This window comes from Rhizobium sp. RHZ02, assembly GCF_014851575.1.
GTDB classification, from domain to species: Bacteria; Pseudomonadota; Alphaproteobacteria; order Rhizobiales; family Rhizobiaceae; genus Rhizobium; species Rhizobium altiplani.
In genome coordinates this window covers 184,940-211,135 of sequence record NZ_JACUZX010000006.1, presented here as the reverse complement: position 1 = coordinate 211,135, position 26,196 = coordinate 184,940, and the positions used below count along the sequence as shown (strand labels likewise).

Genomic DNA, 26,196 nt, shown 5'->3' with positions numbered 1-26,196 from the left:
GCGCAACGGAAGTAAGCGTATTTACTCGGCCGCAATTCCCATGCGGGCGCGTTCCATTTCTTCAAGCGCACGGCGGTACTCGACCGGCATGACCTTGCGGAACTTCGGACGGTAGTCGGCCCAGTTGTCCAAGATCTGCTTGGCGCGGGTGGAGCCCGTATAGTGCAGGTGGTTGGAGATCAACTGGTAGAGGCGCTCCTCATCGTGGCGCGTCATGTCACCGGAGACGTCGACGCGTCCCTTGTGCATGAGGTCGCCGCCGTGATGATGCAGCTTCTCCAGCATGTCGTCCTCCTCAGGAACCGGCTCGAGCTCGACCATCGCCATGTTGCAGCGCTTGGCGAAATCGCCGGCCTCGTCGAGTACGTAGGCAACGCCACCGGACATACCGGCCGCGAAGTTACGGCCCGTTTGGCCGAGAACGACCACCACGCCACCCGTCATGTATTCGCAGCCGTGGTCGCCCACGCCTTCGACGATGGCGATCGCACCCGAGTTGCGGACCGCGAAGCGCTCGCCCGCGACACCGCGGAAGTAGCACTCGCCTTCGGTCGCACCATAGAGAACGGTGTTGCCGACGATGATCGACTCTTCCGCGACGATCTTCGAATTCTCAGGTGGCCGGACGATGATCTTGCCGCCCGAGAGGCCTTTGCCGACATAGTCATTGCCGTCACCGACCAGATTGAATGTGATGCCGCGTGCCAGGAAGGCGCCGAACGACTGGCCGGCCGTGCCCTTGAGCGTCACGTTGATCGTGTCGTCTTTGAGGCCGCGGTGGTTGTAGCGCTTGGCGACTTCGCCGGACAGCATCGCGCCAGCCGAACGGTCGACGTTCTTGATATCGACCTCGAAGGACACAGGGGTCTTCGAAGACAGTGCCGGCTCGGCCTCCGCGATCAGCTTGCGGTCGAGAACGTCGTCGATCGGGTGCTTCTGGCGTGATGTCCAGTAGGTCGCATCCTTCGGCGCCTCGACCTTGTGGAAGATGCGGCTGAAGTCGAGGCCCTTGGACTTCCAATGCGCCAGCATCTCGTCCTTCTCGAGCAGCTCCGAAGCGCCGATGATGTCATCGAGCTTGGTGAAGCCGAGCGAGGCCAAGATTTCGCGCACTTCGTTGGCGACGAAGAAGAAGTAGTTGACGACGTGCTCAGGCGTGCCCTTGAAGCGCTTGCGCAGGACCGGATCCTGCGTGGCAACGCCGACAGGACAGGTGTTCAGGTGGCACTTGCGCATCATAATGCAGCCGGCGGCGATGAGCGGCGCGGTCGCGAAGCCGAATTCGTCGGCACCGAGAAGCGCACCGATAATGACGTCGCGGCCGGTCTTCAGACCGCCATCGACCTGCAGGGCGATACGCGAACGCAGGCCGTTCAAGACAAGCGTCTGCTGCGTCTCGGCAAGGCCGATTTCCCACGGAGAACCGGCATGCTTCAGCGAGGTCAGCGGCGATGCGCCGGTGCCACCGTCGAAGCCGGAGACGGTGATGTGGTCGGCGCGCGCCTTGGCAACGCCGGCGGCGACCGTGCCGACGCCGACTTCCGAGACGAGCTTGACCGAGACATCGGACGTCGGGTTGACGTTCTTCAGGTCGTAGATCAGCTGCGCCAGATCTTCGATCGAATAGATGTCATGGTGCGGCGGCGGCGAGATAAGGCCGACACCCGGGGTCGAGTGACGTGTCTTGGCAACGGTCGCGTCGACCTTGTGGCCGGGCAGCTGGCCACCCTCGCCGGGCTTTGCGCCCTGCGCGACCTTGATCTGCAGCATATCGGCGTTGACGAGATATTCGGTCGTGACACCGAAACGTCCCGACGCGATCTGCTTGATCGCCGAACGCTCGGGGTTCGACGAACCATCCGGCAGCGGCATGTAGCGGTCGGACTCTTCGCCACCTTCGCCGGTGTTTGACTTGCCGCCGATCTTGTTCATCGCGATCGCGAGCGTCGTGTGCGCCTCGCGGGAGATCGAGCCGAAGGACATCGCGCCCGTCGAGAAACGCTTGACGATATCGGCAGCAGGCTCGACCTCATCGACCGAAACCGGCTCGCGGCCGAGCTGTTCGGCGCTCTTGATGTTAAAGAGGCCGCGGATGGTGTTCATGCGCAAGGCCGAGGTGTTCACCATCTCGGCGAACTCGCGGTAGCGGTCCTCGGCATTGCCGCGAACGGCGTGCTGCAGTGTGGCCACCGCATCCGGAGTCCAGGCATGGCTTTCACCGCGCATGCGGTAGGCATATTCGCCACCGATATCGAGCGTGGTCGCGAGCAGCGGATCCTTGCCGAAGGCGGAGGTGTGACGCGCAACAGTCTCTTCGGCGATCGCCGTGAGATCGACGCCTTCGATCATCGTCGCGGTACCGAAGAAGTACTTGTCAACCAGTTCCTGCTGCAGGCCGATCGCATCGAAGATCTGACCGCCGCAATAGGACTGATAGGTCGAGATGCCCATCTTCGACATGACCTTGAGGATGCCCTTACCGACCGCCTTGATGTAGCGGTAGACAACTTCGGAGGCGTCCACTTCCTTCGGGAACTCGCCCTTGGCATGCATGTCGAGCAGCGTGTCGAAGGCAAGATAAGGGTTGATCGCTTCGGCGCCGTAACCTGCGAGCAGGCAGAAGTGATGCACTTCGCGCGGCTCGCCGGTCTCGACGACGAGGCCGACCGAGGTGCGCAGACCCTTGCGGATCAGGTGATGGTGCACGGCAGCCGTCGCCAGCAGTGCCGGGATCGCTATACGATCAGGCCCGATCTGGCGGTCGGAGAGAACGATGATGTTGTAGCCGCCCTTGACGGCCGCTTCCGCGCGCTCGCAGAGGCGATCGAGCATCTCAGGCATGCCTTCGGCGCCACGCTCGACATCATAGGTGAAGTCGAGCGTCTTCGTGTCGAAGCGGTCTTCCGTGTGACCGATCGAACGGATCTTTTCGAGATCGCCGTTGGTAAGGATCGGCTGACGCACTTCCAGGCGCTTGGCGTTTGCCATGCCGGTATGGTCGAGAATGTTCGGACGCGGCCCGATGAACGAAACGAGGCTCATGACGAGCTCTTCGCGGATCGGGTCGATCGGCGGGTTGGTAACCTGCGCGAAGTTCTGCTTGAAGTAGGTGTAGAGCAGCTTCGACTTTTCCGACATGGCCGAGATCGGCGTGTCCGTGCCCATCGAGCCGACGGCTTCCTGGCCCGTGGTCGCCATCGGCGACATCAGGATCTTGGTGTCTTCGGTCGTGTAGCCGAAAGCCTGCTGGCGGTTGAGCAGCGACACGTCGCGGCGCAGCGCACGCGGCTCGACCGGCTTCAGGTCTTCGAGGATGAGCTGAGTGCGATCCAGCCAGTTGCGGTAAGGATGCTTGGTCGCGAGTTCGGACTTCACTTCCTCGTCGGAAACGATGCGGCCCTTCTCCATGTCGATCAGCAGCATCTTGCCCGGCTGCAGGCGCCACTTCTGCACGATATCCTCTTCAGCCACCGGCAGCGTGCCGGCTTCCGAAGCGAGGATGACGCGGTCGTCTGACGTGACGAGATAGCGGGCCGGGCGCAGACCGTTACGGTCGAGCGTCGCGCCGATCTGCTTGCCATCGGTGAAGGCGACAGCAGCCGGTCCGTCCCACGGCTCCATCAGGGCCGCATGGTATTCGTAGAATGCCTTCCGCTCGGCCGCCATCGACTGGTTGCCGGCCCAGGCTTCCGGGATCAGCATCATCACGGCATGTGCCATGGAGTAGCCGCCGCGCACGAGGAACTCGAGCGCGTTGTCAAAACAGGCAGTGTCCGACTGGCCTTCATACGAGATCGGCCAGAGCTTGGAGATATCCTCACCGAAGAGCGGCGAAGACACCGATGCCTGGCGCGCCGCCATCCAGTTGACGTTGGAGCGCAGCGTGTTGATTTCGCCGTTGTGGGCGACCATGCGGTAAGGGTGCGCCAGCTTCCAGGACGGGAAGGTGTTGGTCGAGAAGCGCTGGTGCACGAGGGCAACCGCGGACTCGAAGCGCGGGTCCGACAGGTCCTTGTAGTAGGCACCGACCTGATAGGCCAGGAACATGCCCTTGTAGACGACGGTCGCCGACGACAGCGACACCGGGTAGAAGTTGCTCTCCTCGCCGTCGAACTCGTCGTAGATGCGGTTGGAGATCACCTTGCGGAGCGTGAACAGGCGGCGCTCGAACTCGTCGTTCGTCGCCGCGTCCTTGCCAGCGCCGATGAAGACCTGAACGTGATGCGGCTCGGTGGCGGCGATGTCGGGCGCCTTCGACAGCGAGGAGTTGTCGACGGGCACGTCGCGGAATCCGATGAAGACCTGGCCTTCATCGGTGATGACGTCCTGGATCACCTTCTTGAAATGCGCGATCTGCTTTTCGTCGTGCGGCATGAAGATGTGACCCATGCCGTACTCGCCGACCTTCGGCAGGGTGATGCCCTGCTTGGCCATTTCCTCACGGAAGAAGCGGTCCGGGATCTGCACGAGAATGCCCGCGCCATCACCCATAAGGGGGTCGGCGCCGACGGCACCGCGGTGCGTCAGGTTCTCGAGAATGAAGAGACCGTCCTTGACGATCTGGTGCGACTTCTGACCCTTCATATGGGCGACAAAGCCGACGCCGCAGGCATCGTGCTCGTTGCGTGGGTCGTAAAGCCCCTGTTTTCGCGGCAGACCGGAGGCGAATTTACGCGTGTTGGCCGTCGCGCGCGTCGTTGCTGCTGCGAACTGGTCAAAACCCGTGGATGGCGTCTTCGTCATCTTTCCCTCCTGTCAGAGCCCGCGGGGCCGCGGGCGGCTTCTTGTCCCGCGCCGTCCCTGATCCTAGGTTCGGCGCGTGACAGCGCTGTTGCATTATCGAAGATCCGGTCGCCGGCGGCAGGCTCTCCAGGGAAAGCACCGTTGCGCTACCGCGCCTGCCATCCGCCTCCGCATGCGGGCTCTTACCCGCTTTTGAAGAACTATAGCGTGAAACCCCACGAGTGTAAGGTTTTTTGGCGCCTCTTCGGCCGTCGCGGCCAAAATAGGACAACAACACTGTCCTAATTCGCTTGATGTATGCCAGAAACATCCAGCCTTCGCAAGAGTGCAGATTCAAAAAATCGGCAGTTTGCGACCTAATATTGCTCAAACAGCCTATCGGCAAGACATAAAATTACACGTTTACGCATTATTTTGTTTATTGATTGCCGACGTCAATTTTTGTGATGGATTTCACGCCGCCCCTTTGACCAGCCGGAGCGTTGGCGTAATGTCGCCGCCGAACCTGATCCTCCACCACATCCCAAGCGGTCTCCTTTCATGTATTTTGCATCCGACAACTGGGCAGGCGCCCATCGATCCATCGCCGAACGTCTGCTCAGGGAATCCGACGGCTTTGCCGCGGCCTATGGCGCAAGTGATCTCGACCGGCGTGTCGAGCGCCGCTTTGCAGAAGTCTTCGAGCGTGAAGTCGCCGTTCTTTTCGTCGGCACCGGCACAGCAGCGAACTCCTTGTCGCTCGCGAGCGTCCAACGGCCGGGCGGCATCACCTTCTGCCATTCCGAAGCACATGTGATTGCGGACGAATGCGGCGCACCCGACTTCTTCAGCGGTGCCCGCCTGCTCGGCGTTCCTGGCCCGGAAGGAAAGATCGACCCGGAAAAACTCAGGGAAAGGATCGCGGAGTTCCCGCAGACGGCAGTGCAGCACGGGCGGGCAACGGCGGTCACGATCACTCAGGCAACGGAAGCCGGAACGGTCTACTCGCTCACGGAGATCGACGAGATCGCTGCGATCGCCCGAAAGGACGGGCTGCCGCTTCATATGGACGGCGCGCGCTTTGCCAATGCCCTCGTCTCCCTTGGTGTCAGCCCGGCCGAGATGACCTGGAAGCGCGGCATCGACATGCTGTCCTTCGGCGGCACGAAGAACGGTTGCTGGTGCGCGGAAGCGATCGTCTTCCTCAATCCGGAGCAGGCCAAGGAGATGCCGTTCATCCGCAAGCGCGCCGCCCAGCTGTTCTCGAAGTCACGCTTCATCGCCGCCCAGTTCGATGCCTATTTCGAGCACGATCTCTGGCTCGATCTCGCCCGCCATGCGAACGGTATGTCCGATCGTCTGCGCGCGGGCATCACCGCGAGCAACGCGTCCCGGCTGGCGTGGCCGACCTCGGCCAACGAAGTCTTCGCCGTCATTCCGAAAGGCGCGGCGAAAACGGCACAAGAAAAGGGCGCGAAGTTCTATGAATGGCCGGTGCCACCGGCCACACCCGAGCTTGTCGGCCGGGATGAGACGCTGATCCGCCTCGTCACCAGCTTTGCGACCAGCGAGGCAGATGTCGATGGTTTCCTGGACTGCCTCGCAAACTGAGTTCTGAGCCTCAATTCTGATGGCCTGTCACGGCGGATTGCGGCTTGCCACCATCCGTCGTTTTCGCGTCGTGTCCTGCCACGACAATCAGCATCACACAGGCAACCAGCCCGGATACGAAGAGTACACCATACGTCATCGGTCCGTTCTCCTTGCCCCGAAGATCGACCATGGTGATCCGAGCCTAGGCTCCGAACCTAACCAGATGCCTAAGTGGTACGGTTGAGGGCACCTTAAGATGGCAAGCAGGCCATTAACTTTTGGGCGAGGCAGCGAATGAACATTGCGCGGCAACGAAGCGTTATTGCGTGATCGGACCATGATTGATTGCCGATCTGCTGGCCACCATGCCGAGGTCGCGCTATCACGGGCCATGCCCTGATACCTGAAGACGACTAGAGAACGCCGATGGAAATCCGTCCTGAACAGCCGAGCGACATCGCGACGATCCGCCAGATTACAAAGGCCGCCTTCGCGCCGATGGAATACGGTAGCCAGACAGAGGCGGAAATCATCGACGCGCTCCGCAAGGCCAACGCGTTGAAAATTTCGCTCGTCGCCGTCGACGGTGGCGCAGTCATCGGACTTGTCGCCTTCTCGCCCGTCACGATCGATGGTGGCGACTACGGCTGGTACGGGCTTGGTCCGGTTTCGGTGCGACCCGACCGCCAGAACGAGGGCATCGGTGGAAACCTCATTCGCGACGGCCTGTTGCGGCTGACCGGTATCGGCGCCGGGGGCTGCGTTGTTCTCGGCGACCCCGGCTACTACGAGCGCTTCGGCTTCGAGAATGACGTCAATCTGATTTTCGAGGGCGTGCCGGCGGAGTATTTCATGCGCCAACGGTTCGATGGCCCGCTGCCTGTCGGCAAAGTCTGCTATCACGACGCCTTCACCGCCACTTAAGACGCCTTAACAGGTCTCATCCGCCGGAACCAAGACGACGTACCTTGCCGAGGATGTCCTCCGACAGCGCATGCACCAGCGCCTGGTCGGCGCCCTTGCGCGGCACAAGGACGAACTCCACCTCCTCGAGGATGGGAAGCCTATCGCGCCCGATCTCCTTCAGACCGGAAGGTGCCATGCTGCGCGGCTGCACCAGCACGCCCATGCCGGCCCGTGCGGCCGCCGTCAGTCCGCTGAGGCTGCCGCAGGTGCAGACGATCCGCCAGGCGACCTGGCTTCGGCCCAGGGCTTCGAGCGCGATGCTGCGCGTCACGCTCGGCGGCGGAAACGCGATCAGCGGCAGAGGCCCACCGCTTAAGACATGCTCCGGATCACGCGCCAGCCACACCAGCGGCTCACGGTAGACCAGCCGTCCGCGCGCATCGCCCAACCGGCGCTTCGCCAACACGAGGTCGATCTCGCCGTTGTCCTGCATTTCGTAAAGCGTTCCTGACAGGGCTACCGTCAGCTCGAGATCGACGGAGGGGTGCGAGCGAACGAAATCCTCGAGCACCGCCGGAAGCTGGCTGGTCACGAAATCCTCGGAGACGCCGAGCCGCAGGTTGCCGCGCAGATTTTGCCCTTTGAATTGCGATTGCACTTGCGCTTCGATCGCCAGCATCGCCCGCGCGTGGCTGAGCAACGCTTCCCCGTCTGTCGTCATGACTACCTTGTGGGTGTCGCGCGCCAGCAATCGCCGCCCGACCGCGCTTTCGAGCCGCTGGATGTGCTGGCTGACGGTCGACTGCCCGAGACCGAGCCGTTCGGCAGCCAGCGTGAAGCTTCCCATCTGTTCGACGGCAACAAAGCTGCGGAGTTGGGTAAGATCGAGCATGGTGATCCAGAAATACGATAACTGTTATTCCTTGCATCCTGTATCATAATGGAAGAAAGAGAAATGATCCACCGATCCGATGAGTAAAGCCATGCGCCGCTTCTTGCCCGATACATTTACGATCCTGCTCGTCTGCACAGTCATCCTCGCCTCATTCCTGCCGGCCACGGGCACCTTTGCCGGCTATTTCGGCATAGCGACGAACCTCGCGGTGGCCCTACTCTTCTTCCTGCATGGCGCACGCCTGTCCCGCGACGTCGTTATCGCCGGCGTTCTGCACTGGCGGCTGCATCTCGTGATCCTGCTGACGACGTTTGGCCTGTTTCCCATCCTTGGCCTCGGCCTTGGCTTTGTGCCGGAGTGGATTCTGCCGAAGCCTCTTTATCTCGGCATACTCTATCTCTGCGTACTGCCTTCGACGGTGCAGTCGTCGATCGCCTTCACCTCCATGGCAGGTGGCAACGTACCGGCCGCCATCTGCTCTGCATCGGCATCGAACATCTTCGGCATGTTCCTGACGCCGCTGCTGGTCGGACTGCTGTTTTCCGTCGGCGGCCATGGCGGCTTCTCATGGGAGGTGCTCGGGCAAATCCTCATGCAACTGCTGCTGCCGTTCATCGTCGGCCAGGTGCTGCAGCCATGGATCGGGGCCTGGATCCGCGCGAAAAAGACGCTGCTGATGCCTGTTGATCGTGGCTCGATCCTGATGGTCGTCTACCTCGCCTTCAGCAAGGCAATCGTTGAAGGGCTGTGGCACGAGTTCTCGGTCACCGACATCGCGGCCGTCATCATCGCCGACACGGCGCTGCTTGCCTTCGTATTGTGTTTCACCATGTTTGGCAGCCGCCTGCTCGGTTTCAACAAGGCCGACGAGATCACCATCACCTTTTGCGGATCGAAGAAGAGCCTCGCCAGCGGCGCGCCGATGGCCAGCGTCATTTTTGCCGGGCAATCGATCGGCGCGATCGTGCTGCCGCTGATGCTGTTCCACCAGATCCAGCTGATGGTTTGCGCGGTCATCGCACAGAAGTACGCGGCAAAGACGGCACATCGCATCACCACGCAAGAAACCGAGGAAGCGGCAAGCCCGGCTTGATGGCAGACAACAAAAAGGCGGCGCTCAAACGAGCGCCGCCGGCATGCTTGGTCTTGGGAGGACCGATTGGGTTAGTTGGTGACCTGTGCCTCGATGGCCTTCGGCGCGCTGACCGGCTCAGCCGCAATCGCGATCTTGCGCGGCTTCATTGCTTCCGGAATGCTGCGAAGCAGGTCGATGTGGAGAAGACCGTTCTTCAGCGAAGCGGCGGTAACCTCGACATGGTCGGCAAGCTGGAAGCGGCGCTCGAAGGCGCGCTTGGCAATGCCGCGATAGAGGAACTCGCTGCCATCAACCTTGTCTTCGCTCTTTTCACCCTTGACGGTGAGAGCGTGAGCCTGTGCCTCGATGGAGATTTCGGTCTCATCGAAACCGGCAACGGCCATGGTGATGCGGTAGGTGTTTTCACCAGTACGCTCGATGTTGTAGGGCGGATAAGTCTGGCCCTGGTCAGGTTGGCCGAGGCTGTCGAGCATGGTGAAGAGACGGTCGAAACCGACGGTCGAACGATAAAGGGGAGAGAAGTCTACGTGACGCATGATGTCCTCCTTAAGGAAGCGACGTGTTGCGATAGTTGCCCCTGAAACCCCTTGATCGGCAGCTTCGGGACGGTTTAGCAGGCCCGTTTGGCACCCGCAGGATTGAGATGGGGATGGCCTTTGCGCAGTTCAAGACCCTGGCGTTGGGAGGGAACTCACGCAGCGTGAACCCCGCATGAACAGCCGGTTCGGAAGCCATTCATGCGCAGGGGATTAGGAATCGTGCCTATCGGGTGACACTGGCCCGATGGCTGGAGTGTATCGTCCCTTCGTCTTCAGCCCGATCTCCAGCCGGCATCGCGGAACCTCAAGTTCAGCATGCCGGCTTTTTTTATGGCGTGACGGCAAAACGGCCAGCTTACGTTCACCGCCTGTTACCAAGCCTCTTTTCTTTGATTTGACAGCCCAATCAGCTATCCGTTTTACTCAATAGGCGAATCCGCGAAGCACACGATCGATCGGCCATGGAACAAGTTCTTTTCTCGACCCCCGAAAATCCGGCTCCGGAGAGCCGAACCGAAGGCTTCTTCGAAACGCATGACGGCCATCGGCTGCGCTATGCCGTCTTCCGCTCCGACGCGCCGGTGGCGAAGGGTACGGTCGTCCTCCTCCAGGGCCGCAACGAGTATATCGAGAAGTATTTCGAGACGATCCGCGACCTGACGGCCAAGGGCCTGTGGGTCGCGACCTTCGATCTGCGTGGCCAGGGCGGCTCGGACCGGCTTCTGAAGACGCGCACCTATGGCCATGTCCGCCGCTTCGTCGATTACGAGCACGACCTCGACACGTTCCTCGAGAAAATCGTGCTGCCGGATACCCGCCTGCCGTTCTTTCTTCTGGCGCATTCGACCGGAGCGCTGATCGCGATGTCCGCCGCCCCGTACCTATCGACACGTATCGAGCGGATGGTGCTGACGGCACCCTTTATTGGTCTTTCAGGTCAGGCAGCATCGGAAGGTACGATCCGGGCGCTTGCCGGGATCGCCTGTTCGCTCGGTCTCGGCTCGTTCCCGCTGACGCGCAAGCTCAAGGAGAAGCCGTTCAGCGACAACCCTCTGACATCGGACGAGACCCGTTTCGAGCGCAATGTCGCTGTTGCCGCCGCACATCCGGAGCTGACGCTCGGCCCCCCGACAGCGCGCTGGCTGCACGACTCGCTGCTGACGATCGACCGCGTAACCGCTCCGAGCCATTTGTTCTCGATCACCATCCCGACGGTCGTCATCGCGCCGACGCGCGACGCCATCGTGCCCTATATCGCGCAGGAGCGGATCTCGCGCTATTTCCGCGCCGCCCAGTTCGTGCCGATCAATGGTGCGCGGCATGAGGTGCTGCAGGAACGCGACGTCTACCGCAAGGCGGCGCTTGCCGCCTTTCACGCCTTCATCCCCGGCAGTGACGCCGAGGCCGTCGAGGAAGTCGAAGGGTTTGGTACCTAGCCCGGTCTCTATCCAAGCGACCGCGACAAATGCCGGTGGATGCTATCGATTGAGAACCGCCATCGCCTGCTCGTAGACGGCGCGGCTGCCGGCCGCAATGATCGAGCCGCCATATTCCGGACGCCCGCCATCCCAGGTCGTGATGATCCCGCCGGCATTCTCAATGACGGGGATGATGCCACCGACATCGTAGGGCTTCAGGCCGTTTTCGATCACAAGATCGACATGGCCGGCGGCGAGCAGCGCGTAGGCGTAGCAGTCCGTGCCATAGCGGAAGAGCCGCACCTGGCTCTCGATCTCACGGTATTTCTCCATCTCGACACCGGCAAACAGATGCGGCGAGGTGGTGAAGAGAATGGCGTTCGCCAGTGCGCCGCAATCGCGAACCTGCAGCCGCCGCTCCCCTTCCGGGCCGTTATAGATCGAACCGTTCGCATCTGCGAAATAGCTTTCGCCAGTAAAGGGCTGGTCGATCATGCCCATGACGGCCCGGCCGTTTCGCTGCAGACCGATCAGCGTTCCCCAGACCGGTACACCGGAGATGAACGCGCGCGTACCGTCGATCGGGTCGATCACCCAGACATATTCGCGGTCCAGGCCAACATTGCCGTGCTCTTCGCCGAGAATGCCGTGATCCGGGAAATGCTCCTCGATCAGCGCCCGAATGGCGACTTCCGCCGCCCTGTCGCCTTCGGTGACGGGGTCAAAGCCGCTCGATAGCTTGTTGGTCACGTCAAGTCCGGAACGGAACCGTGGCAGCGTTTCGGCCTTGGCGGCCTCCGCCAGGCGATTGAAGAACGAGCGATCAGGCAACATGGTGGAATCCATTGGTGGCGCGCGAGTGCCGCTTTTCATAGCCGAATTGCCGCCCGTTGCAAACGAGAGCGGCAGCTTTTAGCCGGCTGCTCAATATTTTTGCACTGCAAAATTTTGATTGACAATTGTGCACCGCAATAGTAGCTTTTGCCCACAGTCTTTGACTGTAAATGCCCTCCTTGGGTGTTTCCTCCCTAGACTTAGACCGCCGCGAGGCGGTCTCTTTTTGATGTCTTGAAGGCCTATTCGGCAGCGAGGGCGGTGTCGGTCGCGAACTGCGCCACATAGACCGCCATCTGGCGCATGAAGGCGGTGATCGCTGCGGCAACCAAGGCGAAGTCGGAGCGCTTCTCCAGCGTAACTTCGTCGACATAGATCGAGCGGTTCACTTCAATCTGCAGCGCATGCAGTCCACGCGACGGGCGGCCATAATGCTCCGTGATAAACCCGCCGGCATATGGCTTGTTGCGGATTGCCGTGAAGCCCATCTCCTCCAAGATGGCGACAGCCGCACGCGACAGCTCGGCCGAGGCACTGGTGCCGTAGCGATCGCCCACGATGAAATCCGGCCGCGCATTGGTGCCGGCGACGCGAACGTTGCCCGGCATGGAGTGGCAATCGATCAGCACGCCGAAGCCGAACTGGACATGCGTGCGGGCGATCAGCCGCCGCAACGCCGCGTGATATGGCTTATAGACGGCTTCGATTCGATCGAGCCCCTCCTGCACCGACAGCCGACGGGCATAGATCTCCATGTTCTCGGCAACGATGCGCGGAATGGTACCGAGCCCGCCTGCCACGCGCAGTGAATTGATGTTCGCGTAGGGCGGCAGCAGACCGTCGAACATGCGCGGATCGAGCTCGTAGGGCTCGCGGTTCACATCGAGATAGGCGCGCGGAAAGTTTGCAAGCAGGAGCGGCGCCCCAAGCGCGCTCGCATCGGCAAACAGTTCATCGACATAGTGATCCTCGGAGCGGCGGATGGAAATGCCCTCGAGCCTGGACTGAGCGATGAATTCGGGGGGATAGATGCGCCCGCTGTGCGGCGAGTTGTAGACGAATGGAATGGCGTGCGACGCAGGCTCCCGGACCTCGAAAAGTGCGTATTCAGGGATTTCGTGCACCCTTTTTTCCCTCTTTACCACATCAGGAGGCCATTGCTTCGCCCATGTTGCCAGTTGCAGCACTCCAAGTCCATACTATCTCATGGGGATGACGGCCCGGATGGCCTCTTCACCGGTTGTTTACTGGGCGAACTCTAGTGTAAATGGCTGGAGCCCAACGCATAAATTACTGATTAGCGGTCTGGATAATGACTCAGAAGATACTTCTTGCAGAAGACGACAATGACATGCGCCGGTTCCTTGTGAAGGCGCTTGAAAAGGCAGGCTACAAGGTCCTCTCCTACGACAACGGCGCCAGCGCCTATGACAGGCTTCGTGAAGAACCCTTCTCGCTGCTCCTGACCGATATCGTCATGCCCGAAATGGACGGAATCGAACTGGCGCGCCGCGCCACCGAACTCGATCCGGACCTGAAAGTGATGTTCATCACCGGATTCGCAGCCGTCGCCCTCAACCCTGATTCGAAGGCCCCGAAGGACGCGAAGGTTCTTTCCAAGCCTTTCCACCTGCGTGACCTCGTCGAGGAAGTAAATAAAATGCTTGCCGCATAAGGCTTCCGGCAAAGCATGTCACAAAACCGAAAAAAGCCTATTGACGGCAAAAAGGGTTTGTGGTCTATGCGCCGCCATCGGATGGGCGTGTAGCTCAGCGGGAGAGCACTACGTTGACATCGTAGGGGTCACAAGTTCGATCCTTGTCACGCCCACCATTCGAATTCAAAGGCTTAGCGGGAAACCGCTAAGCCTTTTTCGTTTCTGGGCCAGCCCAAACATTGATTGCACGCAGCCGACGCGCGGCAAGAGACGGATGGCCGTCTTCGCCTTTGCGTCGGCACCTACGGGTTATTGTAAAAGGACCCACTGTCGTAAGTGCAGGCGTAGTCGAGCGCGCATTGCTTGCCGGTCTTATCCCGGAAATTCGCGGTGGTGCGCGCGTAGCCCAAGCCGCATTTGGCGGGCGGATAGCGAAAGCTGCTGCCGCCGAAACCGGAACGGACGAAAACCTTCTTGTTCTGGCGGATGATCTGGGAAATCTGGCTGCACGTGTAAGCGCGGGCATCGACGTTCAGTGCTCCGGCAGACCATGCCGCGGACGGAAGCATCAACGCAGCGGCCAAGACCCCCGCACCGAAAGCCTTATTGAATGGCGTGCCCATCTCGCCCTGCCTGTAAGTGTGACCGAAGCTTGAATATACTCGTTTTCGGCGAAGCAACAAAACGGCGCTCCATTCCTTGCCAATGCGGAACGCCCGCCAAGGGGCGGGCGCTTCGTTCGGCTTTCGTGCACAACAGCAGCCCATGCTACATGCAGGCGGACGCGGACTTCATTGCCGCCTCGGCAAGCGCCCTCGTCTTGTGCGCGCCGCCGATAGCCATGGCGGTCTTGCCATCAGGACGCTTCGACACGACGCTGCATTTACTGTTGTTCGGAGAATGTTCTACGTAGTAGTGGCTGCTTGCGGCCAGCGCCGGTGCGACGCCGAAGGCCAGGATAGCTACGCTCAGAGCGATTTTCCTGATCATCGCATTCCTCCATCTTGAATCGGCCGGCAGTCTCGCTGCCAGACCAAAGCGTAGCTATCGCGCCCGATGAATTTGACGAAGCGGCATTTCATCGCATGCTCTCATGTCCGGACCAACGACCGCGCAGGAAGGCAGTCGATTGCCAAGTCCACAGGCCAAGCCTATCGACCAATTTCGAACACAGAAGAATGGCAAGCCGCTGCCGACACACTGCACCGCCGACATAAGCACTACGAGGTATAGAGATGAGACTGGCAACTTTGGCCGCCGCTTCGCTGCTCGCCGCAACACTGACAACCGCAGCGGACGCAGCCCCGCAGAACTTCCCCGGCGCTCCGGGGGCACTGACGCTCACCGGCAAATGCGCCAAGCTCGTCGTCGGCAAGGTCGACGCGACGAAGGGCTGCGAAGGCGAACTCGCGAGCGTGACGCTCGTAAATGGACAGGTCACCTTCATCTTCACCTCGGGCGGCAAGATGCTGGGCTTCCAGGGTGACGGCACGGCCATCAAGCCTGCTGCCAACGGCAATGCCCGAATGCCGCTCAACCTGGTGGTCACGGGCGTCGGCCAGAAGATGACAGGTCAGGTCAAAGTTGCCGGCACCTGCACGATGGGTAACCCCTACGGCGGCAAGCCGGTCGCCATCGAATGCTCGGCCGAGAGCAAGGACACCGCCTTTACCGGCAGCTTTCGCACCAACGGCAAGGCGCCGAAGCAGAAGTAGGCCGGCATACGCCGCGGGCTCGCCTCAGGCGCACCACGCGCCATTTGCGCCGGGTTTGCGGGCCAATCCCTCGTTGATCATCTGCGCGCCGATCGACCGACCATCGCGAGACACGACATGCGGGACGCCGCCCTTGCCAGGCTGCCCTGCCGGGTTCATCGCGAAGGATCCGGAGTTCAGGATATTCAGGAGCCGCAGCTTCGCGGCGAAGCCTAGCCGCTTCTCGTTGTCGCAACGGGCCGTCTCAATGCCGGGGCTCACGACGTCGGCAATGGCGATCTTCTCGCCCTTGTACCAGAACGTGCCTCCATCGGCGACGCAGTTGATGTGCTCGCCCTGGCCGCAATAGCCGAAGGCGGCCTTGCCGGTCTGCGCCTGCGCAGGGGAGAGGGAAACCGGCACCGCTTTTTCAAGGACGACAGGTGCCTTGGCCGGAATGGGCACGGCTGCAGGCGGCACCATGCGGGACACTGGCGCGATTGAAGCGGTCTGCCTCGGGCTCGGATCGCGTGCAGGTTCGCTTCGCGCGACCGGCGCTGCCCGAGAGACGATCGAGGCTGGCGCATGCGTGGCCAGCATCGGCTTCACGCTCTTCCAATTGTCGTAAGTCGCAATGCCCCCAACGGCGATGACGCCGATGATTGTCCAGGGGAGAGCGCTTCCGCCTCCCCTTGCCTTCGATCGTGCCGATGATTTGCGGCGGCGTGTCGCAGTCTTTGCCATCTATCCGATTCCCGTGAACACACGGATTATCGCCGGGCAATCCTTTCCGAAAGGTTGGCGACCACGTCATTTTGGTACAGACGTGATGATCCAACGCTCCTGCGAACGGGCGCGCAGTCGCAAAAGTACAAGATATCTAGAGCCGGGCGCCCGGGAACGTGGAGTCCGGCCTTGAGTGCGTCGGCGGGCTCCAACGAGACCTCAGTGAATTCGTGATCTCGATTCTTTCCAGATCGATCTGGATATCAGCGGCCGCGCGAAGCGCCTGCCATTCGATCTCGTGCTTCAGGCAAATGTCGTGCGGCACCAAAGTCGTCTTCATCTTTCCTCACCGGTTGTCGATAATACAGGGCGGCAGGCGTCGATAGGTCAGCGGATCGGCCTTGCGATCGTGGAATCCTCCTCGGCAGCAGGCTTCGACCCGCCTTTCGAAAGATCGCCGCCGGTGCAGTGAGCGGGGATATGGACGTCATCGAAAACGCCATGCGGCAGCGTCAGGTCGACGTGATGCGGCGGCAGCACTTGTGCCTTTTGCATTCGGTTGGGGCGCGCACGCTTCATGCGGTCCGATTTTTCCGTGCGCGTGTCGGGAGTGTGGGTCGAGGGGTGCATCATCGGCCTCCTTTTTATTGCGCATGCCACTGGTGAACGAAGGACTAACGACCTCGGCGCCGAATAGTTCCGAGGAAAAGAACAAACCGCATCGCGCCGCCTTGACTGGCGTGGCAAGTTCACTACCTTCGACTTATCCCGAGGCCTCGGACATCGGCCGACGGGTCAACCTGGTGCCGGGCCCCTCTGGCGAGAGTTTTTACGGCGCTCTCGTGATGTCGGTACCGCCTGCAGCTTAAGCCGGCGGATTTTTCATTGATGAAAAAGCTCACCATGCCTCACGCGCATGCCCTTTGTGGTATGTCGCTTTTTTCCCGCACATCCTTGTTCGACAACCTTCGTGGCTGCGAGGTGCGGCCATGACCAACGGTTCCCCGCAAAAATCGACGCTCAGCTATTTCCGCTGGGCCTTCATCGTCACCTTCCTCGGCCTCGTCCTGGGCGCAGCCCTCGGCTGGCAGACGACGGGCACGATCGGCGGCATGGCGACCGTCTTCTTCATCTGCACGGTGCTCGCCGTGCTGGAGATTTCGCTCTCCTTCGACAACGCCATCGTCAATGCCAACAAGCTCAAGGAGATGACACCGGTCTGGCAGCATCGCTTCCTCACCTGGGGCATCGTCATCGCCGTCTTCGGCATGCGTATCGTCTTCCCGCTCGCAATCGTCGCGATCGCCGCCCAAATCGGCCCGTGGGAAGCTCTGGTGCTCGCTGCCCGCGACCCTGCGGAATACGCCCGCATCATGAACGACGCACACCTGCCGATCGCAGCCTTCGGCGGCACCTTCCTGATGATGGTTGGTCTCAACTACTTCTTCAATCATGAGAAGGACGTCCACTGGATATCAGGGCTTGAAAAGCTCATGGCCCGCTCGGCCACGATCAAGGGCATCGAGATTGCCTTCGTGCTGGCGCTGGTCCTGGTGTTCTCGTCGTTCCTCGGAGAAGAAGAGGCCACAACCTTCGTGCATTGCGCCATCTATGGTCTTCTGACCTTCCTGGCGGTCGAGGTGATCGGCGGCCTGCTCGATGCGTCGCAGCAGACGATGAGCGCCGCCGCCAAAGGCGGTCTCGGTGCCTTCATCTATCTCGAAGTGCTCGACGCCAGCTTCTCCTTCGACGGCGTCATCGGCGCCTTCGCGCTGACGCAGAACCTCTTCGTTATTGCGATTGGCCTCGGCATCGGCGCCATGTATGTGCGTTCGATGACAATCATGCTCGTCGAAAAGGGCACGCTCGCGGAGTACCGCTATCTCGAGCACGGCGCCTTCTACGCAATCCTGATCCTCTCGGTGATCATGTATGTGCAGACGATGTACCATATTCCCGAGGTCATTACCGGCCTTGGTGGTGCCGCCCTGATCGGCATCTCGCTCTGGTCTTCCATCCGCCACAACAAGAAGGAACAGGCGGAAGAGCGCGCTGAGGCGCATAAGGAACTGCACGCCTGAGCTTGCAAGCCGCATTCACCGATGCGGCTTCATCAGAACAAAAATAAAGCCCGCGACCATCCGGTTGCGGGCTGTTTCGTATCCGGCGATCAGAGACCGCCAGCCGCGCCTAAGGCGCAGATAAGCTAGTGGTTGATTCTGCCGAACATGCTCGGGTCGATGCCGAGTTCGCGCAGATCGCGCGCCTTCGGGCGGCGGCCAGCTTCGATGGTGGCGCTCACAGCATTCGCAGCACCGATCATCGCAAAGGCGCGACCAAGGAAACCATCGCGAATGGACTTACGGAAGGACATTTTCTCTCTCGCTTTGCTTTATGATTGACCACTCATACATGTGAACGGAAGCGCGTCTTCACAAGCGACAGAAATTCAGCCCTGCCATGCAAGAACAAGCGATCGAGCGCAAAACGCGCCATGTGGTTGAGAAAACGCGACAAAATGAATGGAGGCATCAAATTGACAGGCTCGTTCACAATCAGACGCGCGCGCCCATCGGACGCCGAAGCGCTTTGCGAATTTGCGGCCAGCAGTTTCGGGCGACCTACGGCAGCGACACGCCCGCATCGGATCTCGAGTCCTACATCCAGGCGAATTTCAGCGCCGAACAGCAGAATGCGGAGATTGGCGACCCGTCAGCCGCTGTTTTCCTCGCCATGCTTGATAATCGCGTCATCGGATATGCTCACCTCATGCTGGATACAGTCGACAGACGATCGGCCTTCCTCAATCGAATTTATGTCCACACCGAGTGGAGGGGACGCGGATTGGCTATGGCCCTCCTCAAAACGGTCCTGCACGACGCGCATCAACGTGGCGCAACTCGCCTGGAGCTGACCGTCTACGAGCGAAACGCACGAGCCATTGCGTTTTATGAGAGGGCCGGCTTTGTCGTGACGGGCAATACGATCTTCGCGGTCGGTCAGGATTTGCAGAGCGACCTGGTGATGGAAATGAAGTTGGCCGAGCGGCCTAACAGCTGAACGGCGCGGCCAGCACACGTGACTGCCGAACAGCAGAAACTCCGCATTGGATGCGCCGCAGAAGCACCCGTGCCGTCCGCAGCAACCACCAATAACACCTTATCGTCACCAGACGAAAAGGCCGGCGATGTTTCCATCGCCGGCCGCAGTTGTGGGGTTCGGGCAGTCTTTTTCTTTAGTCCTCGTTCGCCGCAAGCTGCGACAGAACCTCGCCGCGTCCACGCAGGCGCAGGATCAGCGGGATGATGAAGGCGGCCGCAGCAACGATGAGCAGGCCGGCCGCAATCGGCGACATCACCAGAGTCGTCACGTCGCCCTGACTGATCGCAAGCGCGCGGCGCAACTGTTGCTCGGCCAGCGGGCCAAGGATGAGGCCGACAACAGCAGGCGCGATCGGATAGCCGAAGAGCCGCATGATGTAGCCGAGGATGCCGAAGGCGAGCAGCATGCCCAGTTCGAAGACCGACGGGTTGGCGCCGATCGTGCCGAGTGTCGCAAACAGCAGGATGCCGGCATAAAGCCACGGCTTCGGGATCGTCAGCAGGCGCACCCAGAGGCCGATCAGCGGGAGGTTGAGCACAAGCAGCATCGCGTTGGCGATCAGCAGGCTGGCGATCAGGCCCCAGACGATCTGCGGGTTGTTCGCAAACAGCAGCGGGCCGGGCTGCAGGCCGTATTGCTGGAAGCCGGCGAGCATGATCGCGGCCGTCGCCGTCGTCGGCAGGCCGAGCGTCAACAGCGGCACCAGGGTCCCTGCCGCCGACGCATTGTTCGCGGCCTCCGGACCGGCCACGCCTTCGATCGCGCCGTGACCGAACTCCTCGGGGTTCTTCGCCAAGCGCTTTTCCGTGGCATAGGAAAGGAAGGTCCCGATCTCGGCACCGCCGGCAGGCATCGCGCCGATCGGGAAGCCGATCAGCGTGCCGCGCAGCCACGCCTTCCAGGAGCGGCCCCAGTCCTGCGCCGTCATCCACAGCGAGCCTTTGACCGCCTCGACCTTCTCCTCGATGCTGTTGCCCTGGGCGGCGATATAGAGTGTCTCGCCGATCGCAAACATCGCGACCGCAAGCGTCGTCACCTCGACGCCATCGAGCAGATCGGGGACGCCGAAGGAAAGACGCGCCTGTCCCGTCTGCTGGTCGATGCCGACCATGGCAAGGGCAAAGCCGATGAACAGCGATGTAAGCCCGCGCAGCGCCGAATCCCCGAAGGCCGACGAGACGGTCACGAAGGCGAGTACCATCAGCGCAAAATATTCACGCGGCCCGAAAATCAGGGCCAGCTTGACGATGTAGGGAGCGATGAAGGCAAGGCCGAGCGTCGCGATCAGGCCGGCGACAAACGAACCAATCGCCGCTGTCGCGAGCGCCGGCCCGCCGCGGCCCGCGCGGGCCATCTTGTTGCCCTCAAGGGCCGTAACGATCGAGGCGCTTTCGCCAGGCGTATTGAGAAGAATCGACGTCGTCGAGCCGCCATACATGCCGCCATAATAGATGCCGGCAAACATGATCAGCGAGCCAGCCGGATCGAGCTTGTAGGTAACAGGAAGAAGAAGGGCGACGGTCAGGGCGGGGCCAATCCCCGGCAGCACGCCGACCGCGGTGCCGAGCGTCACGCCGACGAGCGCATAGAGCAGGTTCATCGGCTGCATGGCGACCAGGATGCCCTGGAAGAGGAATTCGAAGGTGCTCATCGCATCCAATCCTAAAAGAAGATGTGTTCGAACGGTCCGGCCGGCAGGGTCAACTGCAAGAGCTTTGCGAAGATCACCCAGACGACGAAGCTGAAAGCGATGCCCGCAGGGATCGAGATCCAGAGCTTGCGGCGTCCGAAGCCGGCAGCCGTAAAGGCAAAGAGAAGGCCGGTTGCGATCGAAAAGCCTGCCGTCTTGAGAAGCAGCATCTGCGCGGCAAGGCCGGCGACGACCCAAACTACAGGCGCGATTTCCTGATGCTCGCGCTCGGGAAACTCGCCACGCCAGGCTTCGAAGATGGTCCAGATGCCGAGGCCGATCAGCCCGAAGGCGACCACCTTGGGCGCAGTTGCCGGACCGATGCGGTCATACTGAGCGATGGCGCGCATATGCGAGGCATCCCAAAGCATGACGGCAGCGACGACGAAAAGACAGATGGCAATGACCAGCGCCGCCCAGTCAGGGCGGCGCTTCGTTGCCAAGGGTTCGTTACCCCTGCTCATTGAACAAGTCCGATCTCTTTAAGGATGCCTTCGGTAGCCGAAACGTCCTTGTCGAGCTGCGCCTTGAAGGCGTCGCCGGCGAGGTAGGTGTCAGCCCAGCCCTTGCTCTTCAGGATTTCCTGCCAGCCGGCGGACTTCGAGAGCTTATCGAAATCAGCGGTGATTGCAGCCGTCTGCTCGGCCGAAAGACCAGGGGCGGCGGCAACCATGCGCCAGTTCTCGACAGCGACATCGAGGCCCGATTCCTTCAGCGTCGGCGCGTCGACACCCTCGATGCGCTTGTCGCTGGAGACAGCCAGGAGCCGGAGCTGACCAGCCTTCACCTGCGATTCGAATTCGCCGTAGCCGGAAATGCCCGCGGTCACCTGTCCGCCGAGGATAGCGGCCAGGGCTTCACCGCCGCCGGAGAAGGCGACGTAGTTGATCTTCGTCGGATCGACGCCGGCAGCCTTGGCAATCAGTCCGACCGCGATGTGGTCGGTACCGCCTGCCGAGCCGCCACCCCAGGAAACCGAACCCGGATCCTGCTTCAGCTTGGCAACGAGATCGGCCATCGTCTTGATGTCGGACGCAGCCGGGACAACGATCGCCTCATACTCGCCGGTAAGGCGGGCAATCGGCGTGACGTCCTTCAGCGTGACCGGCGACTTGTTGGTCAGGATAGCGCCGACCATGACATAGCCGCCGACGATCAGTGCGTTCGGGTTGCCGTTGTTCTGGCCGGTGAACTGCGCGAGACCGATGGTGCCGCCGGCGCCCGGAACGTTCTGTACCTGAACGTTGCCTGAGATGCCTTCCTTCTGCATCACGGTCTGCAGCGAGCGGGCCGTCTGGTCCCAGCCACCGCCGGGAGCGGCCGGCGCCATGATGGTGTAGTCCGCCGCATAGGCCGGCAGGGCGACCGCAGCCGCGAAAATGGTTGCAAGAAGAGTATGCTTCACGAGTGTGTCCTCCGTGGGCGCGGCTGAGAAACCGCGCGTTGTTCTCGATGGAATCGGGAAGGACACCGCAGACGGACTCCAAGGTCCGATATGGCTGGCAAGCTCCTCCCGAAACTTCACCTCTCCGCCTCCACGGAGCTGAAGTTCTGCAAAGCGGACCACAACAAGCTGTCATTTAGCTGACATCGATCAACTATCCAGCCCGCGATGACACTTTTTTGCCGCAATTACCCTGGGCGAAAACAGACGCAAAATGCCACCATCCGTGGAACCTGGAGGCGGTTTGTGCGTTATGGCGCTCAGGAGGATTGCCCCATGAGTTCTCACGTCGATAACAAGCAGATCGAAAATGAGGGCTTACGCCAGGTGTGGAGTGTGCACGATTTTGCACGCCGGCACCGGTTGGACGAGCAGGAGGAGAAACGTCTTCGCTCGCTCTTTGGGTCATACGCGACGAAGCAGGAACTGCTGGCCAACGCCCAGCGGCCCTGCATCTTCCGCTAATCATCCACGGCGATTTTACTGCGTCCGCAGAACTTCGTTCCAGTGCGCGATCAATCGCGCGCGCTTCACCTGGTCCAGATAAACCATCAAGCCCGGGCTGACAGGCACCGGCCGCAACTGCGCGCCCAAGAGCTCCTGCATCGTGTTGGCGGTATTCTCGCCGGCGACCTCCGGGCTGACAGCGGGAATCTGCAACTCCCGCGCCATGATCGTCTGGCCCTCCTTCGACATGAAGAAGGATAGATAGCGCCGTCCGAGTTCCGGTTCGCCCGCCGCCTGCGGCACCAGGCCGATGCGCGACATCACGACCGTATAGTCTTTCGGCAGCACGATCCCGACATCGGGATGACGCTTGGCCCAATCGGCGGCGTAGGACCCGAGGATGTTGTAGCCGAGCACGAAGCGGCCGTCCGATACGCGCTCCAGGATGGCCGAACTGGTGGAGTATAATTTGACGCCGGCCGCCCCCATGGCGCCGATAACGGACCATATGTCACCGAACTGTTCCTGGTCGCGTGCCATGAACAGGAAGCCGACGCCGGAGCGCTCGATATCATAGGTGCCGATCCGCCCATGGATCGCGTCACCCTTGCGCTTGAGGTAATCGACGAATTCCGCCCGCGAACTCGGCGGCGGCTCCGTCGCGAAGCTCGGCTTGTGGTAGACGAACACCGCCGGCTCGAAGGTCAGCGCGTAGGCGGTATTGCGCCAGTTGGCCCATTTCGGCCAGCGCGCGCTCATCGGCAGGTTGCTCACCTGCGCATAGCCGTCGTTGGAGAGCTTGACCTGCAGATCCATGGCCGAGGAGAAGGCGAAGTCCGCAGTGCGTTGGCCGGCATCCGTCTCCCGCACGATGCGGTCATAAATTTCCCCGGTCAGCATATCCTCGTACCTGACCGCCACGTCCGGATTGGCTTCCTGGAACCCATGGATCATCGGCTGCGCCAGTGGCTCGTCGAGCGATGAATAGACAACCAGCGTCGGGGCCTCGGCATTGCCGGAACGCGCCGGGTAGAACACCTCATCCGCAGTGGCTAGGCCGGGACAGAGCAACAGGCACGCAAGTAAAGAAAGTCTCCTCATGAGAGGACAATGCACCAGCAACCGGGATCCGGCAAGCGAGCCGCATCCACCCACAGCGCCCCGAAGGCGGCTGGTACGACCGCAGCAGCAGCACACTCACCAGACACAAAAAATGGCTATGACATCTTCGCCGCCACCCTGTATCCTCTTCAAAAATCAAGGGAACATCCGTGCGCATTCTATTGGTGGAGGACAATATCGCGCTGGCCGACGGGCTTTCGGCCATCCTGCGAGGCACCGGCCATGCCGTCGACGTCGTGCATGATGGCGCCTCCGCCAACGCTGTCACGGCGGCCGAGAATTTCGATCTCGTCGTGCTCGACCTGAACCTGCCGGAAATGGATGGCCTCGAGGTGCTGCGCGCCATGCGCGCCAGGCAGAACCAGTCGGCAGTGCTGATCCTGACGGCGCGCGGCACGCCGGAAGAGCGCGTCAAGGGTCTCGATCTTGGTGCCGACGACTACCTTATCAAGCCCTTTGATATCTCCGAATTCGAGGCCCGCGTCCGCGTGCTCCTGCGCCGCCAGGCGGGTCTGCATTCGGCGACTGTCAGTTTCGGCGGCCTTTCACTCGATCTAAATTCACGCGCCTTCTCCGCCGGCTCGACGCCGCTCGACATTCCCGCCCGCGAACTCGGCCTGCTGGAAATCCTCTTCATGCGCGCCGGCAAGGTTGTCGCCAAGGAAGCGATCATTCAGTCGCTGACCGCCTTCGACGACGACATCTCGGCCAATGCCATCGAGCAATATGTCAGCCGCCTCAGGAAGCGCCTGTCGCCCTATGGGCTGACGGTGAGGACTGCGCGCGGCATTGGCTACTATCTCGACAAACTGCCAGAGGCCTCATGACAACGGCCTATTCGCTCCGACGAAGGCTCCTGTTCTGGCTGCTGATCTCGACCGCCATCATCGGCATGGTCGCGCTCGCGGACACTTATCGCGAAGCGGTGCAGACCTCCAACATCGTTTCGGACCGCGTGCTGGCCGGCTCGGCACTCGCCATCGCCGAACGCGTGGTCGTGGCGGAAGACGGCACTCTCGAGGTCGACATCCCCTATGTGGCCCTTGAGATGCTGACATCGGCCGCGCAGGACCGTGTCTTCTATCGCGTCGACGGACCGCCCGGAAAATTCATCACCGGCTATCAGGCGCTTCCGGTCCTCGCCGAAACCGTAGGCGACACGGCAGGCTTTGCCGATGATACCTTCCGCGGCGAACCGATCCGTGTCGCAACGCTCAAGCGGTCAGCCTCAACAGGCATTCGCTCCGTCCCCTTCGCCGTGACCGTTGCCGAAACCACGATCGCCCGCCGTCAGCTCGCCCGCGCCATCCTCTTCCGCTCGGCGCTGCGTCTCTCCCTTATGATCGCCGGCGCCGCCGTCATCGTCTGGATCTCGGTCACGGTCGCGCTCCGTCCGCTGTACAAGCTGCGCGATGCGATCGGCGAACGCAGTCCCGACGACCTGCACCCGATCGAACAGGCAGTACCAAGCGAGGTCCAGCCGCTCGTCGATACCGTCAACGGCTTCATGGTCCGCTTGCAATCGGCGCTCGATGCACTTCGTAACTTCACCGGCAACGCCAGCCACCAGCTGCGCACGCCGCTTGCGATCATCCGCACGCAGCTCGCCCTCTCCGCTCGCGCGAGCACATTGGCCGAAGCGCAGGGCTCCGCCCTGAAAGGCGATCAGGCCGTCGCCCATGCCGAACGCATCCTCGCGCAATTACTGCTGATGGCGAAAATCGACGCTGCAACGGCGAAGGAGGCGCTGACCGCATCGTCGATCGACCTGACAGCCATTGCCCAGGACATCACCGGAGAACTTATCCCGACCGCCGCCGAGGCCGGCATCGACCTCGGCTTCGAAGGCGACCGCCCTGCCCTCGTCCGTGCCGAGCCGCTGCTGATCGGCGAACTCTTGCGCAACCTTGCCGGAAACGCCATCGCCTATGCCGGCAAGGGCGCTGAGGTGACCGTTCGGATATCCGAGACCGACGATGCCGTCCGCCTCGAAGTCGAGGACAACGGCCCCGGCATTCCCGCAGAGACGCTCGCGGCCGTCCGGCAGCGCTTCTCGCGCGGCAGCAACTCCGGCGCGCCGGGCGCCGGGCTTGGCCTGCCGATCGTCGAGGAAATCGCCGGCCTCTTCAACGCATCGCTGACGCTGGAGCCCGGCGCACATGGCAGGGGTCTCACGGCCTCCGTGACGTTTGCGAAGGCGACGTAAAGGCTTAGCCGGCTCGGCCTTACCGCCTTGCATTCTTTCGCTGCATTGCACACACTACCCTTCGGGAACAGCAAATGCCGTACAACGATACGGCAGCGGATAAGG

The 26,196-nt window shown here is 61.5% G+C and carries 27 protein-coding genes and 1 tRNA gene; 12 read left to right on the top strand and 16 right to left on the bottom strand.

The features are described from left to right. Positions 1-21: 21 nt before the first annotated feature. Positions 22-4,743 carry a glutamate synthase large subunit gene (gltB, locus tag IB244_RS12945; RefSeq protein WP_018859910.1) on the bottom strand — a complete coding sequence of 1,574 codons (4,722 nt, stop codon included), beginning with the start codon at positions 4,741-4,743 and terminating at the stop codon, positions 22-24. Between the two features lie 540 nt (positions 4,744-5,283). Between gltB and IB244_RS12940 the strand changes: the two genes are divergently transcribed. Next, on the top strand, positions 5,284-6,333 hold the full coding sequence (locus IB244_RS12940) for a threonine aldolase family protein (protein ID WP_169682329.1): 1,050 nt from the start codon (positions 5,284-5,286) through the stop codon (positions 6,331-6,333). Positions 6,334-6,343: 10 nt separating this feature from the next. Here IB244_RS12940 and IB244_RS32765 read toward each other — a convergent pair whose 3' ends face one another. After that, entirely contained in the window at positions 6,344-6,472 is a 129-nt protein-coding gene (locus IB244_RS32765) for a hypothetical protein (RefSeq protein WP_019280707.1), read from the bottom strand. Between the two features lie 269 nt (positions 6,473-6,741). Between IB244_RS32765 and IB244_RS12935 the strand changes: the two genes are divergently transcribed. Continuing rightward, the gene (locus IB244_RS12935) at positions 6,742-7,239 is read left to right on the top strand and encodes a GNAT family N-acetyltransferase (protein WP_192304422.1); all 498 of its coding nucleotides are present in this window, start codon (positions 6,742-6,744) and stop codon (positions 7,237-7,239) included. A 16-nt stretch (positions 7,240-7,255) separates the two neighbouring features. On the opposite strand, the gene IB244_RS12930 is transcribed toward IB244_RS12935, so the two are convergent. Next, positions 7,256-8,113, bottom strand: coding sequence for a LysR substrate-binding domain-containing protein (locus IB244_RS12930; protein ID WP_018859906.1), 858 nt, complete (start codon positions 8,111-8,113; stop codon positions 7,256-7,258). Between the two features lie 91 nt (positions 8,114-8,204). Here IB244_RS12930 and IB244_RS12925 point away from each other — a divergent pair, with 91 nt between their 5' ends. Further along, positions 8,205-9,209, top strand: a complete 1,005-nt coding sequence (locus IB244_RS12925) for a bile acid:sodium symporter family protein (protein WP_169682333.1) — start codon at positions 8,205-8,207, stop codon at positions 9,207-9,209. Between the two features lie 71 nt (positions 9,210-9,280). On the opposite strand, the gene IB244_RS12920 is transcribed toward IB244_RS12925, so the two are convergent. Further along, the gene (locus IB244_RS12920) at positions 9,281-9,748 is read right to left on the bottom strand and encodes an Hsp20 family protein (protein ID WP_018859904.1); all 468 of its coding nucleotides are present in this window, start codon (positions 9,746-9,748) and stop codon (positions 9,281-9,283) included. Between the two features lie 464 nt (positions 9,749-10,212). On the opposite strand from IB244_RS12920, the gene IB244_RS12915 reads away from it, so the two are divergent. After that, positions 10,213-11,187, top strand: a complete 975-nt coding sequence (locus tag IB244_RS12915; RefSeq protein ID WP_192304420.1) for an alpha/beta fold hydrolase — start codon at positions 10,213-10,215, stop codon at positions 11,185-11,187. Between the two features lie 42 nt (positions 11,188-11,229). Here IB244_RS12915 and hisN read toward each other — a convergent pair whose 3' ends face one another. Together hisN and IB244_RS12905 are read right to left on the bottom strand one after the other, a co-directional pair. Further along, positions 11,230-12,003 (bottom strand): histidinol-phosphatase, encoded by a 774-nt coding sequence (hisN, locus tag IB244_RS12910; protein ID WP_192304418.1) that lies wholly within the window; start codon positions 12,001-12,003, stop codon positions 11,230-11,232. 242 nt (positions 12,004-12,245) lie between these two features. After that, positions 12,246-13,127 carry an N-formylglutamate amidohydrolase gene (locus IB244_RS12905; protein ID WP_192304416.1) on the bottom strand — a complete coding sequence of 294 codons (882 nt, stop codon included), beginning with the start codon at positions 13,125-13,127 and terminating at the stop codon, positions 12,246-12,248. A 188-nt stretch (positions 13,128-13,315) separates the two neighbouring features. On the opposite strand from IB244_RS12905, the gene cpdR1 reads away from it, so the two are divergent. Together cpdR1 and IB244_RS12895 are read left to right on the top strand one after the other, a co-directional pair. Then, complete coding sequence (gene cpdR1 / locus IB244_RS12900) at positions 13,316-13,678, top strand: response regulator CpdR1 (protein ID WP_007527565.1); 363 nt, start codon at positions 13,316-13,318, stop codon at positions 13,676-13,678. 83 nt (positions 13,679-13,761) lie between these two features. Next, positions 13,762-13,836, top strand: a tRNA-Val gene (locus tag IB244_RS12895). A gap of 126 nt (positions 13,837-13,962) precedes the next feature. Here IB244_RS12895 and IB244_RS12890 read toward each other — a convergent pair. Both IB244_RS12890 and IB244_RS12885 read right to left on the bottom strand, forming a co-directional pair. After that, positions 13,963-14,283: a hypothetical protein gene (locus IB244_RS12890; protein ID WP_018856621.1), complete on the bottom strand. Its 321-nt coding sequence runs from the start codon at positions 14,281-14,283 to the stop codon at positions 13,963-13,965. 145 nt (positions 14,284-14,428) lie between these two features. Beyond that, positions 14,429-14,650 (bottom strand): hypothetical protein, encoded by a 222-nt coding sequence (locus tag IB244_RS12885; protein WP_025658946.1) that lies wholly within the window; start codon positions 14,648-14,650, stop codon positions 14,429-14,431. Between the two features lie 245 nt (positions 14,651-14,895). Here IB244_RS12885 and IB244_RS12880 point away from each other — a divergent pair, with 245 nt between their 5' ends. Next, positions 14,896-15,375: a hypothetical protein gene (locus IB244_RS12880; protein WP_018856619.1), complete on the top strand. Its 480-nt coding sequence runs from the start codon at positions 14,896-14,898 to the stop codon at positions 15,373-15,375. 24 nt (positions 15,376-15,399) lie between these two features. Here the strand turns inward: IB244_RS12880 and IB244_RS12875 are convergent, their stop codons facing one another. From IB244_RS12875 to IB244_RS12865, 3 genes are all read right to left on the bottom strand, one after another. Next, positions 15,400-16,098, bottom strand: coding sequence for a hypothetical protein (locus tag IB244_RS12875; RefSeq protein WP_018856618.1), 699 nt, complete (start codon positions 16,096-16,098; stop codon positions 15,400-15,402). Positions 16,099-16,234: 136 nt separating this feature from the next. After that, positions 16,235-16,420, bottom strand: coding sequence for a hypothetical protein (locus IB244_RS12870; protein ID WP_018856617.1), 186 nt, complete (start codon positions 16,418-16,420; stop codon positions 16,235-16,237). Between the two features lie 47 nt (positions 16,421-16,467). Further along, entirely contained in the window at positions 16,468-16,713 is a 246-nt protein-coding gene (locus tag IB244_RS12865; protein ID WP_192304414.1) for a hypothetical protein, read from the bottom strand. Positions 16,714-17,069: 356 nt separating this feature from the next. Between IB244_RS12865 and IB244_RS12860 the strand changes: the two genes are divergently transcribed. Then, the gene (locus IB244_RS12860) at positions 17,070-18,161 is read left to right on the top strand and encodes a DUF475 domain-containing protein (RefSeq protein WP_018856615.1); all 1,092 of its coding nucleotides are present in this window, start codon (positions 17,070-17,072) and stop codon (positions 18,159-18,161) included. Positions 18,162-18,286: 125 nt separating this feature from the next. On the opposite strand, the gene IB244_RS12855 is transcribed toward IB244_RS12860, so the two are convergent. Continuing rightward, positions 18,287-18,454: a hypothetical protein gene (locus IB244_RS12855; protein WP_018856614.1), complete on the bottom strand. Its 168-nt coding sequence runs from the start codon at positions 18,452-18,454 to the stop codon at positions 18,287-18,289. Positions 18,455-18,669: 215 nt separating this feature from the next. On the opposite strand from IB244_RS12855, the gene IB244_RS12850 reads away from it, so the two are divergent. Further along, complete coding sequence (locus IB244_RS12850; RefSeq protein WP_246734404.1) at positions 18,670-19,140, top strand: GNAT family N-acetyltransferase; 471 nt, start codon at positions 18,670-18,672, stop codon at positions 19,138-19,140. A 175-nt stretch (positions 19,141-19,315) separates the two neighbouring features. Here the strand turns inward: IB244_RS12850 and IB244_RS12845 are convergent, their stop codons facing one another. The 3 genes from IB244_RS12845 to IB244_RS12835 are packed head-to-tail and all read right to left on the bottom strand — an operon-like array spanning position 19,316 to position 22,277. Next, positions 19,316-20,833, bottom strand: coding sequence for a tripartite tricarboxylate transporter permease (locus tag IB244_RS12845; RefSeq protein WP_018856613.1), 1,518 nt, complete (start codon positions 20,831-20,833; stop codon positions 19,316-19,318). A gap of 11 nt (positions 20,834-20,844) precedes the next feature. Beyond that, positions 20,845-21,336 carry a tripartite tricarboxylate transporter TctB family protein gene (locus tag IB244_RS12840; RefSeq protein WP_018856612.1) on the bottom strand — a complete coding sequence of 164 codons (492 nt, stop codon included), beginning with the start codon at positions 21,334-21,336 and terminating at the stop codon, positions 20,845-20,847. After that, positions 21,333-22,277: a Bug family tripartite tricarboxylate transporter substrate binding protein gene (locus tag IB244_RS12835; protein ID WP_025658942.1), complete on the bottom strand. Its 945-nt coding sequence runs from the start codon at positions 22,275-22,277 to the stop codon at positions 21,333-21,335. The genes IB244_RS12840 and IB244_RS12835 overlap by 4 nt, the downstream gene beginning before the upstream one ends. A 315-nt stretch (positions 22,278-22,592) precedes the next feature. Here IB244_RS12835 and IB244_RS12830 point away from each other — a divergent pair, with 315 nt between their 5' ends. Continuing rightward, positions 22,593-22,781, top strand: coding sequence for a hypothetical protein (locus IB244_RS12830; RefSeq protein ID WP_025658941.1), 189 nt, complete (start codon positions 22,593-22,595; stop codon positions 22,779-22,781). A gap of 15 nt (positions 22,782-22,796) precedes the next feature. On the opposite strand, the gene IB244_RS12825 is transcribed toward IB244_RS12830, so the two are convergent. Then, the gene (locus IB244_RS12825) at positions 22,797-23,864 is read right to left on the bottom strand and encodes an ABC transporter substrate-binding protein (protein WP_192304412.1); all 1,068 of its coding nucleotides are present in this window, start codon (positions 23,862-23,864) and stop codon (positions 22,797-22,799) included. Positions 23,865-24,034: 170 nt separating this feature from the next. Between IB244_RS12825 and IB244_RS12820 the strand changes: the two genes are divergently transcribed. Together IB244_RS12820 and IB244_RS12815 are read left to right on the top strand one after the other, a co-directional pair. After that, on the top strand, positions 24,035-24,712 hold the full coding sequence (locus IB244_RS12820) for a response regulator transcription factor (RefSeq protein WP_018856608.1): 678 nt from the start codon (positions 24,035-24,037) through the stop codon (positions 24,710-24,712). After that, complete coding sequence (locus tag IB244_RS12815) at positions 24,709-26,091, top strand: sensor histidine kinase (protein WP_018856607.1); 1,383 nt, start codon at positions 24,709-24,711, stop codon at positions 26,089-26,091. Before IB244_RS12820 ends, IB244_RS12815 begins: the two co-directional genes overlap by 4 nt. The last annotated feature ends 105 nt before the right edge of the window (positions 26,092-26,196 follow it).

Excerpts from the sequence above, each read along its gene's own strand:
- IB244_RS12855 (WP_018856614.1), bottom strand. The coding sequence starts at position 18,454 with ATGTCCTTCCGTAAGTCCATTCGCGATGGTTTCCTTGGTCGCGCCTTT.
- IB244_RS12840 (WP_018856612.1), bottom strand. The coding sequence starts at position 21,336 with ATGAGCAGGGGTAACGAACCCTTGGCAACGAAGCGCCGCCCTGACTGG.
- IB244_RS12880 (WP_018856619.1), top strand. The coding sequence starts at position 14,896 with ATGAGACTGGCAACTTTGGCCGCCGCTTCGCTGCTCGCCGCAACACTG.
- IB244_RS12920 (WP_018859904.1), bottom strand. The coding sequence starts at position 9,748 with ATGCGTCACGTAGACTTCTCTCCCCTTTATCGTTCGACCGTCGGTTTC.
- IB244_RS12885 (WP_025658946.1), bottom strand. The coding sequence starts at position 14,650 with ATGATCAGGAAAATCGCTCTGAGCGTAGCTATCCTGGCCTTCGGCGTC.
- IB244_RS12865 (WP_192304414.1), bottom strand. The coding sequence starts at position 16,713 with ATGATGCACCCCTCGACCCACACTCCCGACACGCGCACGGAAAAATCG.
- IB244_RS12940 (WP_169682329.1), top strand. The coding sequence starts at position 5,284 with ATGTATTTTGCATCCGACAACTGGGCAGGCGCCCATCGATCCATCGCC.
- IB244_RS12870 (WP_018856617.1), bottom strand. The coding sequence starts at position 16,420 with ATGAAGACGACTTTGGTGCCGCACGACATTTGCCTGAAGCACGAGATC.
- IB244_RS12825 (WP_192304412.1), bottom strand. The coding sequence starts at position 23,864 with ATGAGGAGACTTTCTTTACTTGCGTGCCTGTTGCTCTGTCCCGGCCTA.
- gltB (WP_018859910.1), bottom strand. The coding sequence starts at position 4,743 with ATGACGAAGACGCCATCCACGGGTTTTGACCAGTTCGCAGCAGCAACG.
- IB244_RS12935 (WP_192304422.1), top strand. The coding sequence starts at position 6,742 with ATGGAAATCCGTCCTGAACAGCCGAGCGACATCGCGACGATCCGCCAG.
- hisN (WP_192304418.1), bottom strand. The coding sequence starts at position 12,003 with ATGTTGCCTGATCGCTCGTTCTTCAATCGCCTGGCGGAGGCCGCCAAG.
- IB244_RS12845 (WP_018856613.1), bottom strand. The coding sequence starts at position 20,833 with ATGAGCACCTTCGAATTCCTCTTCCAGGGCATCCTGGTCGCCATGCAG.
- IB244_RS12930 (WP_018859906.1), bottom strand. The coding sequence starts at position 8,113 with ATGCTCGATCTTACCCAACTCCGCAGCTTTGTTGCCGTCGAACAGATG.
- IB244_RS12815 (WP_018856607.1), top strand. The coding sequence starts at position 24,709 with ATGACAACGGCCTATTCGCTCCGACGAAGGCTCCTGTTCTGGCTGCTG.
- IB244_RS12890 (WP_018856621.1), bottom strand. The coding sequence starts at position 14,283 with ATGGGCACGCCATTCAATAAGGCTTTCGGTGCGGGGGTCTTGGCCGCT.
- IB244_RS12875 (WP_018856618.1), bottom strand. The coding sequence starts at position 16,098 with ATGGCAAAGACTGCGACACGCCGCCGCAAATCATCGGCACGATCGAAG.
- IB244_RS12915 (WP_192304420.1), top strand. The coding sequence starts at position 10,213 with ATGGAACAAGTTCTTTTCTCGACCCCCGAAAATCCGGCTCCGGAGAGC.
- IB244_RS32765 (WP_019280707.1), bottom strand. The coding sequence starts at position 6,472 with ATGACGTATGGTGTACTCTTCGTATCCGGGCTGGTTGCCTGTGTGATG.
- cpdR1 (WP_007527565.1), top strand. The coding sequence starts at position 13,316 with ATGACTCAGAAGATACTTCTTGCAGAAGACGACAATGACATGCGCCGG.
- IB244_RS12830 (WP_025658941.1), top strand. The coding sequence starts at position 22,593 with ATGAGTTCTCACGTCGATAACAAGCAGATCGAAAATGAGGGCTTACGC.
- IB244_RS12925 (WP_169682333.1), top strand. The coding sequence starts at position 8,205 with ATGCGCCGCTTCTTGCCCGATACATTTACGATCCTGCTCGTCTGCACA.
- IB244_RS12860 (WP_018856615.1), top strand. The coding sequence starts at position 17,070 with ATGACCAACGGTTCCCCGCAAAAATCGACGCTCAGCTATTTCCGCTGG.